The organism is Larkinella insperata (genome assembly GCF_026248825.1).
Classification (GTDB): Bacteria; Bacteroidota; Bacteroidia; order Cytophagales; family Spirosomataceae; genus Larkinella; species Larkinella insperata.
Genome location: NZ_CP110973.1, coordinates 952021 through 967505, shown reverse-complemented (window position 1 = coordinate 967505; position 15485 = coordinate 952021). Strand labels below are relative to the sequence as shown.

Sequence of the window (15485 nt, the reverse complement as noted above, 5' to 3'; positions counted from 1 at the left end):
ATTATGGGATTTTCGCTCAGTTTTTCGGCTTATTCGGAAAGAAGATGGCTTTTGGCCTTATATTTCGAGGTATTCTATTAACTTAGTGCTATAATATACGAAATGAGAATATGAGCCATTCCGAGACAGCGAATACGGCGGCCAATAAGCCCAAGAAAGCCCGGATTCTGATTATTGAAGATAACCCGGATCATTGGACCATCATTCAGAATGCCATTAGCGAAAGCTTTGATTCGCCGGTGGCGGTTCGGGTGTCCAGCGCTGAAGAGGCCCTTGAGTATTTGCAGGACGCTCAGGATATGGGAACTCCGCTGCCCCAGGTTATTCTCCTGGATCTGTACCTGCCCGCGCGGCATCAGGGGTGGCAAGTGCTGGGAACTATCAAAAGTCAGCCTGCACCGGTGAGCCTGATACCCGTTGTGGTGCTGAGCCATTCGACGGATCCGGCCGACATTATTGAATCCTACGACCGGGGTGCGTCTTCGTACCTGACCAAACCATCAGACCTGAAGGCCTGGCAGATTTGTTTTCAAACCTTGTCAGAATACTGGTGGGATGCCGTTCGGTTGCCAGAAAGCCGTTCGTTTCAGTAAGATTTGTGCTTGAGTGAACCCTGTTTTTCTACTTTCTCTCCTACCGAAGCTTTCAAATTGAATCGTTAAAGCCCCTTCGAGGGGGACGTAACGCGATGCTAAAAGCTGCAATAAAGAGCCGTAACGCGGCTTTTTAAAATGGCACTGGTTTTGCTTCATACCATACAACCATCATTATCCTGAAACGAGGGGCCAAGTGATGCCGCCAACGACGATAAGCCGACGTTCGCTCTTGAACGTTTATCGACCGTTAGTTGTATTTACTTAGCAATGCGGTTTGACTTTAAGTCATTTGTTTTTGCAGCATTCAAATTACTACTCACTTATGTGGCTTTACTTTTCGGCTTTATCTTCAGAAGGCAACCTGGATTGTCATAGTTTCTGCTCTTCCCGGTTGGAACACCACCTGGATGTTTTAAACGACTTTGTTGCGACCGGCTATCAGTTGCTCTGCGCCTGGATGCAGGAAGATGACGGCAGACGGTTTGATTTGCCGCTGGAAGCCTTTGACGGTCAGCCGATGAGTAATCAGCTAAAGGAGTTGCAGAAAGAATATCAGCAGATTCTGGCTGTATACTAAAAAGGCCACTCCCCGGAAGAGAGTGGCCCATGCGTGGCAAATTCCTATGTGTAAAGCTATGGTAAGTTATTCCATGGCCAGCCAGCACCTGAAATCGTCCAGCGAAAGCCGTTCCGCCAGATAGGACTCCAGCCGGTGTCCTGATTTTCGAAAACAATACCGCCGAAAGGCCAGTATGTTCCGACACGTGTCCAGTCCCATCCATTGGTAAATTTCGCGCTCCGCCGTGGACATGGTTTGCAGCCATTCATCAAAATCAAGCGGGGTCGGTTCAAAGGGAATGGACTGGTAATAGTCCAGAATGATTCGTTGAATCCGTTGTTTAGCGTTACCCATCGCAGCGGGCTCTGCTTCACAAGCATCTTTAAAAGGAATTATCGGTATCACGGTTTTATTAATTCCGTTTTGCGTTTTTTGTTTTTGTTTTTTTTACGGTCGGTTTTCTTTTCCGTAGCCTCCACAATCAGGGTCAGCAGACCCGCTGCCACCAGGAGCACAATTAGCGGCAATGCGATATCATGTAACGTTTCCATTGGGTTGTCAGGGTTTTCTATGCCTAAAAAGCAACTGCAAAACCGTCTGCCTCCGGTCGGAGACGGATTCATGCGAAACGAATGAGGATCTGGCCCGTCTGGTGCGGAAGCGTATCCAAACCGTACTCGTTTTTACAAACATCTCGTTTTGCTGCCGAGACCGAATCCTCATTCCTCATTGATTTTTAGTGATTTACTACGAAGAATGCGGGTTACAAGGATTATTCACTTTAAAATATTGTAGTTCAAACAGCGATGAAAAAGGTAGTAATAGTGGCAGCGATGATCGTAGCAATGACTACAATTCAGGCGCAAGCACAGTCAACAACCGGAAGTAGTTCATCCACTTCCTCGCAGCAGCAGCCCGGTACCAGCGGACAGACTGGGCAAACGGGACAATCTACCGGCACTAGCGGGCAAACTACAGGGACGAGTGGCCAGACCTCGGGCACCAGCGGACAGACGGGAACGGGCGTTCAATCGGGAACCAGCGGCCAGAATACGTCAGGCACAACGAGCACATCTGGAACGGGCACGACCGGCCAGCAAGGCCGTGAACAGCGTTCGGGTCAGCAGTCGGATGCCCAGATAAACTCCAGCACCACTTCAGGAGCAGGTACGCAGGGAACCACCTCTGGCACGGATACCAACAAAAAAACGAAGCGCGCGAACAAACGCGGCAACAAAACCCCGGATGGTGGTTCGTTGAAGTAAAAACAAATGGTTGATTGGTGATACGTAATGAACGCAGCCAGCGCACGGCTGCGTTCATTCTTTTTATGGAAGGTCGATGAGGCTGGTTTGGCAGCATGAAGGCCGTTAACTCACTGTTTCAGCTTTTATCATCCTTTGTATTTCAATCTTCTGTTTTCAATGCAGAAATATAGGATCGACAACAGCTACGAGAAATGGCCGGGTTACTGACCCGGCCGTTTTTATATGCCTGTGGAAAACAACACGAAGAAATCCAGTTGTGCGGTCAGCCAGGCTTTATTCCTTGATCAGGTGCTGATTGTAACCGGCCTTCACCAGGGTTTCGTACGCTTCCCAAACTTCCTGCGGTATTTCCTGGGGAATCTGAAATCCTTTTGCGGGATACTCCCTGATGCGTTGCAAATCACCCACCATGATATGAATGATCTGTTTCGGCGACAGATCCGGATTCGAGTAGCTGTCCAGATACTCTTCGTAAGGAACTTGCGGGGACGTAACCCGGGCTGTTTTTTGCGGCCAGACTTTCCGGAAGGTGGCATAACTCCGGCGTTCCATGTAGGGTTTCTGGACCAGCAGGAAGCTGGCCGGGTCCAGGTTTCGGTCGGCCAGCAGTTGCCGGGTAAACAGGACGTTTTCGCCGGTGTTGGTCGATTGGTTTTCGATGAGGATAGCCTCCGCCGGAACGCCCATGTCCAACGCAATCCGGGCAAACTGATCTGCTTCGGGTTCGCTCCACAGAGCCCGGGTAATAACCCCCAGACCCCCGGAAAAAATGAGCAGCGGGGCCCAGCCGTCAAGCCAAAGCTGGGCGGCCCGTTCGGCCACCCGTTTGTCGTAACTACAGAGAACCAGGATGGCATCGGCGGGTTCAAGAGGTTGGTCAAGCCGGTGGTAATTCCACAGGATTTTAGCCAGGTTGTGAATGGAAGCGGGAATCTGAGCCATACAGGAAAGGCTTCTTCGTGCGTTGCTGAGTCGTTACAAAACCCAAAAATAAGGAAAGATACGCGGGAATAGACGCAAATTCTTGGCATCGTTCATACTGGCGTAAGGGAGAGCGTGTTAGGGTTGCTGAAAGCAAGTGGCTTGAGTTACTTGTACTTCTTGCGCCTGATCAGGCATTGGTTTTCGCCGTTGACTCATTCCCAGGCACGCGGACGACCAACTGTAGGCAGCCTGTTTCCAGGCAGTTTAACCCAACGGCCGCATAAACCGTACCCTAACCCCGTGTGCTTCTTTGGTGCTTCGTGTATATTTGCCAAAACAGACTTCCTATGCCTCACTATACCGCTCAGAAAATCAGCCAGACCCTGGAAATCAACGGAGACCTGACCAAACCCGCCTGGCAGTCGGCTACCTGGAGCCAGCGCTTTGCCGACATGGTGACGGCTGCACCCGGTTTGTACGACACGCGGGCCGCCATGCTCTGGAATGACACCCACCTTTACGTCGCCTTTCGGGCCGAAGAACCGTTTTTAGAGGCTCATCTGACCCAGCGTGATTCAATTATCTTTCTGGAGAACGACCTGGAACTATTGATCGATGGAGGGGACTGCTATTATGAGCTGGAGGTCAATGCCCGCAATACCGTCTACGAGGTGTTTTTCATCTGGCGGGATGCGTATCAGAAAGGCGGGCGGTTTGACGTGCCGCTCTTTGATGTTTACCACCCCCAGACGCTGACCTTCGGCGGCAACTTCGACCGCACTGATGAAACTTTCTGGTACGGTACGCATCCACGCGGAGTGCGCTGGGCCTTTCTCCATTATGACTTACCGGGCCTGCAAACGGCGGTAAAGCTGGAGGGAACGCTCAATGACAACCGCGATATCGACCGGGGGTGGAGTCTGGAGATCGCTATTCCCTGGCAGAGCCTGACGTGGCTGGCCAATGGTCGTTCGCTGCCGCCCCAGAACGGTGACCGGTGGAAGATGTTTCTGGGCCGTTTCCAGAAGGTATCGGTTTCGGGTATACCGGTTCAACAGGCCATGGTACTTACTCCGCACGGTGTTCTTGATACGCATCTACCCGAGCGCTGGAGCGAAATTGAGTTTGCCGGCTGAAAGGTTACATTACGGCAAAGGGCAGCGTCAAAAAATCTTGCTGAGCCGCCGGGTTCCTGAACGGATCACATCCTTGGAAGGATGTGACGGGTTTGTTGATTAAACTCTCTCGTTTTAGGGACTTTCATGTCAGTACAAAACCGCGGCTTAAAGGGCAGTTTAAGTGCTGCTTTTTAAAAAAATGGTCAATCAGGCTTTTGATTCTTTACGGAGATTTTGCTTTGAATCCTCTCCCAATTTTCCCGAAGGTACTTCAACTGGCCGTATGCGGATGAATGGTGACTAAGTCCGGAAGCGATCCGAAAGAATTATACCCGATTTGGATTAATTGCTCTTCTTCGGGGGTGCACTTTCCCGCCTGACCTGAGTTTACATCCAATTTACTCTTTTACTCCGATCGCAAACTTCGCACGGGATTGACCAGGGCCGCTTTAATCGATTGGTAGCTGACCGTCAGGAATGCAATGAGTACGGCCAGTATACCCGCCAGCGCAAACATCCACCACTCCAGTTCGATATGATAAGCATATTCCTGTAGCCATTGGTTTGTGGCCCACCATGCTATCGGGAAGGCAATCCCGTTGGCCATTAACACTAATTTGAGAAAATCGCCCGAGAGCAACGTAGCCAGGCTGACGGTACTGGCTCCCAGCACTTTTCGAACCCCTACTTCTTTGGTGCGTTGTTCGGTTGAGTAAGTGGCCAGACCGAACAGGCCCAGGCAGGCGATGAAAATGGTGGCCAGTGCAACCCAGATTAGCAGCGTCTGTCGGCGGGCGTCTTCCTGGTAGAAGAGCGCCAGTTGCTGATCCAGAAAATGATACTCAAAGGGCTCGTCTGGATCGGCTTTCTGCAGGATGGATTTAAGCCTTTCCAGCGTTTCGGGAATACCGCTAGGGTCAATACGTGCCGTGTAATAGTCAATGCCATGAACCGGATTTTGGTGATAAGCGAGTACCAGCGGTTCAATTTTAGCCTTTAGCGACTGAAAGTGAAAATCTTTGACGACGCCAATGACCCGGACTTTGAAGGGCGTATTGTCGGGGTTAACCGGCCGAAACTCACTGCCGCGCGACACGGCCGGAATCTCCAGCCATTGGCCCGAAGGCTCGACAATGTTGAACAGGCGAGCCGCTGTTTCATTGAGCAGCACGGACATGGAATCCGCCGGATTGGCAAAGTTTCGTCCCCGCAGCAGGGTGAGTTCAAACGTGTTGAGAAAGTCCTTGTCTGCCCCGATCAGGTAGGCAATTTGGTGATCATCCGCTTTACTCTGCGGGTTGATCTTAACCGTCCGAATCATTTTCCATTCGCCGGGTACTCGCGAGGTGACCGATACATTTTTTACCGTAGGAACTTTCGCCATCTCGGCTTTGATCGTCTCAAAACGGTCTCGTGCTGTACCGGTATTGACATCGATGACCACCAACTGGTCTTTGTTAAAACCCAAGTGGGTCGTATTCATAAACCGTACCTGCCAATACAAAACGATGGTGCCAATAATCAGAACCGTCGAGATTGTAAACTGAAAAATCACCAGGGCTTTTCGCAAACTCAGACTACCCCGCGGATTGATTTTCATGCCTTTCAACAGGAGCACCGGCTTGAAGCCGGATAAAAGCAAGGCGGGGTAGCTGCCCGACAACAGCCCAATCAGTAGGGTTGCGCCCAAAGTCATTAGCCAGATTCGGTAATCCGTACCCAATCCCAACGTCAGTTGTTTTTTGACAAACGAATTGAAGGAGGGCAGAAGAAAGTTGACCAGAATCAGGGCAGCAGCCAACGAAAAGGCCGTTATCAGCAGAGCTTCTACCAGAAATTGATAGATCAGTTGGTTTCGTTGGGCCCCGATTGACTTCCGGACTCCTATTTCCTTCAGGCGATTGGAGGCCCGGGCGGTCGACAGGTTCATGTAATTGATACCGGCAATGCCCAGAACAAATAGCGCGATAAACAAGAAAATTCGGATGTAAAAAGGACTTCCCTGCGCCATAGCCTCTACGTTCGTATTCCGGGCGCCATCGATGATGCCCTCCGAGCGCAGGTGAATATCGCTCAGCGCCTGAAGGCGGTATGCCAGGCTGGTGCCAGGTTCGGGTTTGATATTCGCCAGCGCGAGTCTGGTTAATTCGGCGGAAACCGCTTCGGCATTTGTGTTGGGTCTCAGCAGAACGTAGACGGAAAAATCGGTGGACGACCAATCACTGGCCACGGTTTGTTTATAAAAATCAGCATTCTGATAGGAAGCTTCAGAAACGAGTGAATTAAAGTCGAAACTGGAGTTGGGCGGATGATTTTTGAGAATACCCGTCACTTTCAGCGGGGCGTCCAGGTGGCTAAACTGGAGCGTTTTGCCCACTACTTGGGGGTGACCAAACAGCCGCATGGCCAGTTCTTCGTTGATGACAATTGAATTGGGCTCCTTTAGGGCGGTGTGTTTGTCGCCGGATATTAGGGGGAAATCAAAGATTTGCAGGAAGTTTTCATCAGCGTTGGTGATGGTTTCCTGAAAGTTCACCGGGTTTTCGGGGTTGATCAGGTTCGCCCGCCCGATCCGGGAAACCCGCGTGGTGTTTTCAATGTGGGCAATCGTTTTTCTGGATTCGGCGGCTAGTTTGTAACTGGCCGCGGCAATGGTAGTGGCCTCGCCTTTGACAACCTTGTGTTCAATAACCCGGTAGATGCGGTTGGCCCGGCGGTGGTGTTGATCAAAAGTGAGTTCATCAAATAGATACAGCCCAATGAACAAAAAACAGGAGAGTCCAACTGTGAGCCCCGCGATGTTGAGGGCTGTGTAGAGCTTGTTTCTGCTTAGCGTTCTAAAAGCGATGGTTAGGTAGTTGCGTAACATGGCCGGGCTGAGTAAAAAGGGTTGGGAAGAGCTAGTAAGGGAGGGATACAAAAAGACCGCTTGGGTGCTTTGTCGGCGCCAGAGCCGGGGATGCAGGAGCAGCAGAATGTCAAACAGGTACCATAATCGGGCTTTGTTGTAGCCCCCGTGTTTACCCCGTTTGTGAAATAATTCGTCGAGATCGCCTAGAATCTCCTCGCGCAGATGAGCCGCGGCAATCCATGCCAGTAGCCGCTGCGCCCATTTGGGTGGCTGGGGTCTTGCTGGATGCCTCATAGGGTCGGACCGTTAAAAGCGGTTTTCGAAATTCCGGCCCACAGTTCGTTCCGCAGCCGACGGGCTTCCTGCAGAGCTTGCTCACCGGCGGTGGTCACTGTAAATAACCGTTTACGACGCCCACCCCGTTCGGCGGTGGATTCTCCAAACCGGGAGTGGACCAGCCCTTTCTCTTCGAGCCGTTGCATGGTGCGGTGGATAGCGCCTAAACTCATCGGTCGCTCCAGTCGCTGCCCCATTTCTTCAACCACGGCCACGCTGTAAGCGTCATCATAGAGCAGTGCGATGGTCAGTAAGACCAACTCTTCAAATTCGCCCAACTGAGTGCCTTTCATCAGCTATCGTTATCTGGCTTTTACTTTCTCATTTGCATAGCAAATAAATTGCCAGTTTATCGAAACCGACCTCAGGACCAAACCAGAGCCGGTTTGGTGACGGGATGATACCGCTGGTTGTCCGTAAGTGGACAGATTCTGTACGATTCAGGACATCCCAACGGAGTCAGGAGTTGGTTACGGATCCGATGGGCTTAAGCGTCTTTGCGGAGGTTGAGGTCATCCAGGATATTTTTGACCAGTTGCAGCAGATCACCGCCCGTCATTTTTAGGAGTTCTTTGTTGTAAAGTTGCTGCTTCTCCCAAACCACTTTTTCGGCCCGATACTCCTTAATGGTTTTCTTTAACTCTTTAGTGTTCTGATGCCCATATGCCGTCAGCCAGGCGGGTGTAAAGTCGGGCCACTCGTCAAACTCTGGATCGATCCTGTTCTGTTTATGGCGGATCAGCTTTTCCAAGGCAGGAAAGACAATGGCGCCTAGCAGAGCGGGGTTATTTTGTAAAATAGCTTCTTCAGAATTGGGCTTGCTGATTTCGGTCAGGTATTTTTCCAATACATCTAATTCGTCGGTAGAGAGGATTTGATCCATGATTATGGCGCTTGTAATTTTTGATGTGGTTACGCTGTTAAGCTGAATCCGTATGCGAGTGTTTAGATTACTGCAAAATTTGTATGCGACTAGCTGGGGTGGCTGGCGTAACCACTGCTGCGCAAACGTGTAGACTTTGAGCTGGAGGAAAGAAGCCAACTTTTTAAGCGACGGAAATTTTAGACGCGTGTCAATCCTGGTTAAACGGAATACCGAACTGTCATTAGCCGAATCCAGAGGTAGAGAGATGTTTTGCACCGGTAGTCAGGTGTATAGGACACGCCCGAATGGCGGAAATGATGATGAGGATAGACCTTAACTTACTAAGACCTGAGGTGAAATCAGTTTGCAGGAAAAAGTATAGAACCGGCAGCCATAATACGGCTGCGAATAGATAGCCAATGCCTGGGTTCTGAACTTATTTATTATTTCTGCAAAAAGCGTATTCTCCGGTAGACGGATGATTTTAGACGCTCGGGGCGCTTTCGGGAATGGCAATCCGGAGGCTGGAAAAAACCTGATCACGAATGGTTTCATCCAGTAGCAATTGAGCCACAGAAAAAGACACATTTAGTTGCTGACTAAACAGCAACGCTTCATTGCCGTTCATCGAATCATTGGCAATGATGCGGTAGCTTCGGCCGGGAAGCATGGCAGCAAAGTGGGCACCCGAAATGATAATCATAAGTAAGCAAAAAGAGCAGCCGGCCCCAAGACCGGCTCTTGTCAGGGTGATGATCTTTTTTCTATTGAACGCGCTCCAGAATCTTCTCCTGCCCACTCTGCAAATCGGCCAGGCCATCCTGCAACCGGCGCATCTCCGAGAGAATGGCGCTCAACGGCGGCTCAGGATCCGGAAATGCCCGTGACATGTACAACTCAAACCGCCACAGTTCCAGAATATCATCCACCGGCATTTCGTAGGGCTGGTACATGGGATTGAGCGAATGCAGAATCAGACGACCGTTCCGGGCCAGTTCATTAATGGCCTTCTTAACCACAATACCTTCCTTGCTGACGACCACCACCCCCGTACCGTCTTTGATCGTGTTCCATTTCTCAATGTATTCGCCCAAAACGTAGGAGCCTTCCGGAATCGGTAGCATCGAATCCCCAATCGTAGGGAATAAGCGGTATTTGCGGTCTTTTGACACAAATGGCAAACGGAACCAGGGCAATTCGGCAATAAATACCTCATCGTTAAAGCCACCCTGGCAGTAACCCATAGCCGCCTTGACGGGCACCATCTCGATATTTTCCTCTTTATCGTCGCCGATGGTATGAATAAGCTCCCGGATGCGTAGCGTCTGTCCCCGCTGGGCGATGTCAGGGCCTTCAAATAAGAGCTCGATCTGCGGGGGGGATAGCTGGGTGAGGTCCCGGTAGAGCAGCGTGTCAATCGTCACTTTGTAAAGCGAAGCCAGTCCCCCGGCGGTTTCGATCGTGGGCTTGGCCGCGCCCTTCTCGTAGGCAATCAAAGACGGCCGGCTAATACCGATGGTCGAAGCCACTTCACTTTGGGATAAACCCCAGTGTTGCCGTAGAAAGACCAGATTTCCAGCCAGATGCATAAACTTCATGTAAGAATAACTAGTAAACAAAGCTAAGGTTTTTGACCGAAAAACCTATCCTGTCTGTCAGCTTTTTTTACATCAGTGTGGTCGGATTTGCCCATTCAGGACGCTGGCAAAACATCTTCGTGGTAAAATTGTTAAGTATCCTGACTTGCATATGTAAAAATTATTGACATACATTTGTAAAAATTGCTGACATAGTAAATTAGTAGTTAACTCAGTGATGGAAAGGACGATTCTTCACACGGACCTTGACGCCTTTTTTCCGGCGGTGGTGGTCCTGCAAAACCCTCAACTGAAGGGGAAACCTCTTTTGGTGGGTGGGGCCAGCGAGCGGGGCGTGGTCTCGGGTGCCAGTTACGAAGCCCGCCGGTTTGGCGTCCAATCCGGCATGCCCATGCGGCTGGCCCGTCGGTTATGTCCGGAAGCTACGGTGGTCAAAGGCGACTATCAGGCCTTCGATCGCTACTCCAAATGCGTCACGAACATTCTGACCGAAAAGGCTCCGGTGGTCGAGAAGGCCAGCATTGATGAGTTTTACGTGGACATGACGGGAATGGAACGGTTTGTCGGCTGTGTGAAGTGGGCGAAGGAGTTGAAGCAAACCATCATCCGGGAAACGGGACTTTCGGTCAGTTGGGGGCTATCGGTCAATAAGTGCGTGAGCAAAATGGCCGCCAATGCCAATAAACCCAACGGAGCGTTGCACATAGCTCCCGGGCAGGTACAGCCGTTTCTGTGGAGCCTGGACATCAGCCGCCTGCCCGGCATTGGCGAGAAGATGGCGCACACGTTGCGCTGCATGGGTGTAACCAAACTCGGCACGCTGGCCCAGATTCCCCGCCGGCTGCTGGAGCGCACCTTTGGCAAAACGGGCCTGTTTCTCTGGGACCGCGCCAACGGCATCGACCCGACGCCCGTTCTGCCGTCGCATAAGCAGAAGAGCATGAGCCGGGAGTTGACTTTCCAGACCGATACGACCGATGTAACTGTGCTGAGAGCTACCCTGAGCCGTATGGTGGAGACGCTGGCCTACGACCTGCGGAAACAAAACTTCTGCGCCGGTAAGCTCACCGTTAAAGTCCGGTATTCGGACTTTCAGACTTACACCAGGCAAGTAACACTGCCGGTGACAGCTTCGGATCACACGCTGACGCTGGCGGCCCTGAAAGCCTTTGACACCCTCTACAACCGGCGGGTGCTGGTCCGGCTGATGGGCGTCAGCTTCGGCAAGTTGGTGCGGGGGACCGAGCAACTGTCGCTCTTTGACGCGGCCGGCCAGGTAATTCCTTCGAAATTGCCCGGTCTCTACCAGAAAACGGACCGCATTCGCGACCGGCATGGCGAAGACAAGATTGGCCGGGCCCACAGCTATCAACTAGGCATATAACCCTTCATACCATGAGCTTTACCCACTGCCGCGTCTGGGACGGCCAGACCATGCACTATTTGAACAACCTGCTGTTTGAGTCGGAAGACTTCTTTGGCGTCTGGCTGGAGGATGCCGCCGTGTTAATCAACCGGTTTAACCCCCAGGACAAGCGCCGGTACGAACCCACCAGGCCCTGGCGGCTGATGCAGTCGATCGGTCAGTTTGACCGGCACGAAACGCTCATTTTTGACTGGGACATTGTCGATTGCCAGGGCGAGCGGCTGGTGGTCCGAACCGACTCCGAGCGCTGCGGCTACAGTTTGTTTCTGCCCTACGCCATCAACCAGCCGCCCGCCATTTTTCTGGACCGGAACCTGGCCCGCTCGCTGACGGTATTGGGCAACTGTTTTGAGGACCCCGATTTGCTGGCGGCCCCCCACCGCCTGGCGGCTTAATCTCCGGCCGGTTATGTACCTCAACGTCCACAGCTATTTCAGCCTTCGCTACGGCACGCTTTCGCCCGAGCAGTTGGTCCATCGGGCTCAGGCGTTGGGAATAGATTGTCTGGCCTTAACCGATATCAATACGGTTTCGGGCGTTTTTGAGTTTGTCCGGCTGTGCCGGGCCGCCGGCATCAAACCCGTGGTGGGCGTTGAGGTTCGCAATTTGGGGGAGCTGCTGTATGTGTGCCTGGCCCGCAGCACCGACGGATTTGCGGAGATCAACCGGTTTCTATCCGATCATCTGCTCACGGGCCGAGCTTTTCCCTTACGAGCGCCCCAGTTTCAAAACGCGGTAGTCATTTACCCCCTGATGCGATTGGACCACTTGGAATCCCTCCAGGCGGGTGAATATGTGGGGGTACGGGCCTCTCAGGTGACGCAGCTCTGGCGGTATCAGAAAAAACTAGGTACCGGCCAAACCGTGGTGCTGCAACCGGTTACTTATGCTGACGGTATTGGTTTTAATCTCCACAAACTGCTGCGGTGCATCGCCCACAATTGTCTGGGCTCGCGGCTGACCGAGTACGAGACCATCGCCACCGACGAATACCTGATTTCCCCCCAGCAATTGATGGCCGCTTTTAGCGATCGATCGCAATTGCTGGAAAACAGTGGAAAGCTGTTGGCAAGCTGCTCATTTGACTTTGATTTTGGGGCCCCTAAGAATCGCAAGCTTTACACGCGCAGCCCGGCCGACGACACCGCCCTGTTGCGTAAACTGGCCTTCGATGCCTTGCCGCAGCGTTACGGTGTCCGCAACCTCGAGGCTCAAAGACGAGTGGAGAGGGAGCTGAAAATCATCGAAGAACTGGATTTTACCGCTTATTTTCTGATTACCTGGGACATTGTTCAGTACGCCCACAGTCGGGGATACTTCCACGTCGGGCGCGGCTCGGGCGCTAACAGTATCGTGGCCTACTGCATCGGCATCACCGACGTCGACCCCATCCGACTGGACCTCTACTTCGAGCGGTTCATCAACCCGCACCGCAGTTCGCCCCCCGATTTCGATCTTGACTTTTCCTGGACCGACCGCGACGAATTGACTGATTACATTTTTAAGAAATGGGGCCGTGAGCACGTGTGCCTGATGGCCACGTACGTCACCTTTCGGGATCGGGCGGCCTGGCGAGAGCTGGGTAAAGTGTTTGGGCTCCCTAAAGCTGAGATTGACGCGCTGGTTTTGGATCCCACCAACGCTCTGAACAACCCGCATAGCCGCCTGATTGCCCGCTACGCCCCTCTGCTGGAAGAATTCCCCAATTATTTATCCGTACATGCGGGGGGCATTCTGATCTCCGAACTCCCTCTGTATCACTATACGGCTCTGACGATGCCGCCGAAGGGGTTTGCCCTCTGCCAGTGGGATATGTACGTGGCCGAAGAGATTGGCTTTGCCAAGTGGGACATTTTATCCCAGCGGGGGCTGGGCCACATCAAGGAAGCGGTTGACCTGGTTAGGCAGAACCGGCAAATTCACCTGGATATCCACCGCATTCAGGATTTTGTGGGCGACGAGCGGATTCGCCGGCAGTTGCAGCAAAACGAGACGATGGGCTGCTTTTACATTGAAAGCCCCGCCATGCAGCAACTGATTGCCAAGCTGCGGTGCGCAGATTACCCCACGCTGGTGGCGGCTTCGTCGATCATCCGACCTGGGGTGGCCTCTTCAGGGATGATGGATGAGTACATCCGGCGGCACTACAACCCCGCCAGTTATGTTCCCCTCCATCCCAAAATGCAGGAGCTGATGGCCGATACTTACGGGGTGATGATTTACCAGGAGGATGTCATCAAAGTAGCGCACCACTTTGCGGGTTTGACGCTGGCGGAAGCCGACGTGCTCCGGCGGGCGATGTCGGGCAAATACCGTAGCAAGGGCGAGTTTGCCCGCATTCAGGAAAAGTTTTTTACCAGTTGCCGGGAGCGGGGGTACGGTGAAGCCCTCATCACCGAGGTCTGGCGGCAGATTCAATCATTCGGGGGCTATAGCTTTTCGAAGGCCCACTCAGCTTCTTTTGCGGTTGAGAGCTACCAGAGCCTGTATTTAAAGACTTACTTCCCCATCGAATTTATGTGCGCGGTGCTGAATAACTTCGGTGGCTTTTACCGCACCGAATTTTACGTGCACGAAGCCCGGCGCTGGGGTGCCCGGATTGAAGCGCCGGATATTCTTCAAAGTGAGTACAATGCCCGGGTGGAAGGCAAGACCATCTGGCTGGGTTTCGTCCTCTTGAAAGGCCTGGAGAAAAAGATGGTCCAGCAACTGCTCCAGCAGCGCAGTCAGCAGCCTTTTACCGACCTGGAGGATTTTTGCAAACGGGTACCGGCGGGTCTGGAGCAACTGATCATTCTGATTCGGGCGGGCGTATTTCGCAGCTTTGGTCTGTCGAAGAAAGAACTCTTATGGCATGCTCATGCCCTGGTGAATGCCTACGCCCAGCACGAGGGCGTCCCCGAGTTGTTTGAACTTTCGGAAACGTCCTGGAATCTGCCTTCCCTGTGGCAGGATCCGCTCGAAGATGCTTACGATGAAATCGAATTGCTGGGTTTTTCCCTGTGCTCACCCTTTGAGTTGCTGGCCCAGCCCGGCGGTGGCAGTACGGCGCGACACCTTGTTGAGCAGGTGGGCCGAATCGTGACACTCATGGGGTATTTGGTCACCACCAAGCCCCTGCTGGCCAAAAACGGGCAGCGCATGGCGTTTGGGTATTTCGTGGACCGGGAAGGCCGTTATTTTAATACCACCCATTTTCCGGGTTCTCTGGCCCGTTACCCCCTTCGGGGCGGGGGGATCTACCAGCTGGAAGGCAAGGCCGTCGCGGAGTTTGGGGTCGTCAGCCTGGAAGTGCATCGTCTGGAGCGGCTACCCTTTAAACCCGACCCCAGGGGTGGATTGGGGCTGTATCGGTATGTGGGCTGAATCAAAAATAATCTTCAACGGAAAGCTGGCCAACCGGGTCCGGGAAGAGCTTGCTCTGTTTCCAACCCTGGAGGAAAAAGTAGAGAAGGATGGCTTGTCGTTTTGGATCGATCAGAAACGGGTCGTGCAAGTCATCGGAGATGAGTTACTCATACGCTGTGACAAGCAGATGACCGACGAGCTATCGGCCCGAACGGGAGCTAGTCCTTACATCAGGGGTAAGCGGACGGTGAAAGGCTGGCTACTCATTGATCCCTGCGGAACCAACCGACAGGCTGATCTGGAGGGTTGGTTGATCATTGCATTGACGGCTAAAGCCAAAACGAGGTAACAAGTCTATCAAACGATCCTTGTTGGCTGTATATCCTTTAACCAGTCCAGGGGAGAGGTAATGTAATCTACAGCAATAGCCCCACAATGTACCCTTAACAACGGGGCATCCGGCGCGGTTTGTAGGGCGCGGGACGCTGACCTGCCAGAAAGCCGTTTTGATTTTATGCCAGGAAGCTGATCATCATCACGATCACCAGCAAGCCAGATACCATCAAGAAAAGTACCCACAGTTGGGAGTCGCTTGC

Annotated in this window: 16 protein-coding genes; 8 read left to right on the top strand and 8 right to left on the bottom strand. The window is 52.5% G+C overall.

The window, feature by feature from the left end; genetic code table 11:
- The first annotated feature begins 110 nt into the window (after positions 1-110).
- Both OQ371_RS03815 and OQ371_RS03810 read left to right on the top strand, forming a co-directional pair.
- A complete protein-coding gene (locus tag OQ371_RS03815; RefSeq protein WP_265992458.1) occupies positions 111-593 on the top strand; it encodes a response regulator in 483 nt (160 codons plus the stop codon).
- Positions 594-918: 325 nt separating this feature from the next.
- Positions 919-1173 (top strand): hypothetical protein, encoded by a 255-nt coding sequence (locus OQ371_RS03810; RefSeq protein WP_265992457.1) that lies wholly within the window; start codon positions 919-921, stop codon positions 1171-1173.
- Between the two features lie 66 nt (positions 1174-1239).
- On the opposite strand, the gene OQ371_RS03805 is transcribed toward OQ371_RS03810, so the two are convergent.
- Positions 1240-1560 (bottom strand): hypothetical protein, encoded by a 321-nt coding sequence (locus tag OQ371_RS03805; protein WP_265992456.1) that lies wholly within the window; start codon positions 1558-1560, stop codon positions 1240-1242.
- On the bottom strand, positions 1557-1706 hold the full coding sequence (locus OQ371_RS03800; RefSeq protein ID WP_265992455.1) for a hypothetical protein: 150 nt from the start codon (positions 1704-1706) through the stop codon (positions 1557-1559). Before OQ371_RS03800 ends, OQ371_RS03805 begins: the two co-directional genes overlap by 4 nt.
- Positions 1707-1961: 255 nt before the next feature.
- On the opposite strand from OQ371_RS03800, the gene OQ371_RS03795 reads away from it, so the two are divergent.
- A complete protein-coding gene (locus tag OQ371_RS03795) occupies positions 1962-2420 on the top strand; it encodes a hypothetical protein (protein ID WP_265992454.1) in 459 nt (152 codons plus the stop codon).
- A gap of 276 nt (positions 2421-2696) precedes the next feature.
- Here the strand turns inward: OQ371_RS03795 and OQ371_RS03790 are convergent, their stop codons facing one another.
- Positions 2697-3365, bottom strand: a complete 669-nt coding sequence (locus tag OQ371_RS03790; protein WP_265992453.1) for a YdcF family protein — start codon at positions 3363-3365, stop codon at positions 2697-2699.
- Positions 3366-3694: 329 nt separating this feature from the next.
- Between OQ371_RS03790 and OQ371_RS03785 the strand changes: the two genes are divergently transcribed.
- A complete protein-coding gene (locus OQ371_RS03785) occupies positions 3695-4483 on the top strand; it encodes a carbohydrate-binding family 9-like protein (RefSeq protein ID WP_265992452.1) in 789 nt (262 codons plus the stop codon).
- A 388-nt stretch (positions 4484-4871) separates the two neighbouring features.
- On the opposite strand, the gene OQ371_RS03780 is transcribed toward OQ371_RS03785, so the two are convergent.
- The 5 genes from OQ371_RS03780 to OQ371_RS03760 all read right to left on the bottom strand — a co-directional run bounded on the left by OQ371_RS03780 (position 4872) and on the right by OQ371_RS03760 (position 10115).
- Positions 4872-7610, bottom strand: coding sequence for an ABC transporter permease (locus tag OQ371_RS03780; protein ID WP_265992451.1), 2739 nt, complete (start codon positions 7608-7610; stop codon positions 4872-4874).
- Positions 7607-7945 carry a PadR family transcriptional regulator gene (locus OQ371_RS03775; RefSeq protein ID WP_265992450.1) on the bottom strand — a complete coding sequence of 113 codons (339 nt, stop codon included), beginning with the start codon at positions 7943-7945 and terminating at the stop codon, positions 7607-7609. Before OQ371_RS03775 ends, OQ371_RS03780 begins: the two co-directional genes overlap by 4 nt.
- A 194-nt stretch (positions 7946-8139) precedes the next feature.
- Positions 8140-8535, bottom strand: coding sequence for a hypothetical protein (locus tag OQ371_RS03770; RefSeq protein WP_265992449.1), 396 nt, complete (start codon positions 8533-8535; stop codon positions 8140-8142).
- 466 nt (positions 8536-9001) lie between these two features.
- The gene (locus OQ371_RS03765) at positions 9002-9220 is read right to left on the bottom strand and encodes a hypothetical protein (RefSeq protein WP_265992448.1); all 219 of its coding nucleotides are present in this window, start codon (positions 9218-9220) and stop codon (positions 9002-9004) included.
- A 61-nt stretch (positions 9221-9281) separates the two neighbouring features.
- On the bottom strand, positions 9282-10115 hold the full coding sequence (locus tag OQ371_RS03760; RefSeq protein ID WP_265992447.1) for a LexA family transcriptional regulator: 834 nt from the start codon (positions 10113-10115) through the stop codon (positions 9282-9284).
- 217 nt (positions 10116-10332) lie between these two features.
- Between OQ371_RS03760 and dinB the strand changes: the two genes are divergently transcribed.
- From dinB to OQ371_RS03740, 4 genes are read left to right on the top strand one after another with little or no spacing between them, the layout of a single operon-like run.
- On the top strand, positions 10333-11499 hold the full coding sequence (dinB, locus tag OQ371_RS03755) for a DNA polymerase IV (protein ID WP_265992446.1): 1167 nt from the start codon (positions 10333-10335) through the stop codon (positions 11497-11499).
- 11 nt (positions 11500-11510) lie between these two features.
- Positions 11511-11936: a YopX family protein gene (locus tag OQ371_RS03750; protein ID WP_265992445.1), complete on the top strand. Its 426-nt coding sequence runs from the start codon at positions 11511-11513 to the stop codon at positions 11934-11936.
- 13 nt (positions 11937-11949) lie between these two features.
- A complete protein-coding gene (locus OQ371_RS03745) occupies positions 11950-14907 on the top strand; it encodes a DNA polymerase III subunit alpha (protein ID WP_265992444.1) in 2958 nt (985 codons plus the stop codon).
- Positions 14897-15238 (top strand): hypothetical protein, encoded by a 342-nt coding sequence (locus OQ371_RS03740; RefSeq protein ID WP_265992443.1) that lies wholly within the window; start codon positions 14897-14899, stop codon positions 15236-15238. The genes OQ371_RS03745 and OQ371_RS03740 overlap by 11 nt, the downstream gene beginning before the upstream one ends.
- The last annotated feature ends 247 nt before the right edge of the window (positions 15239-15485 follow it).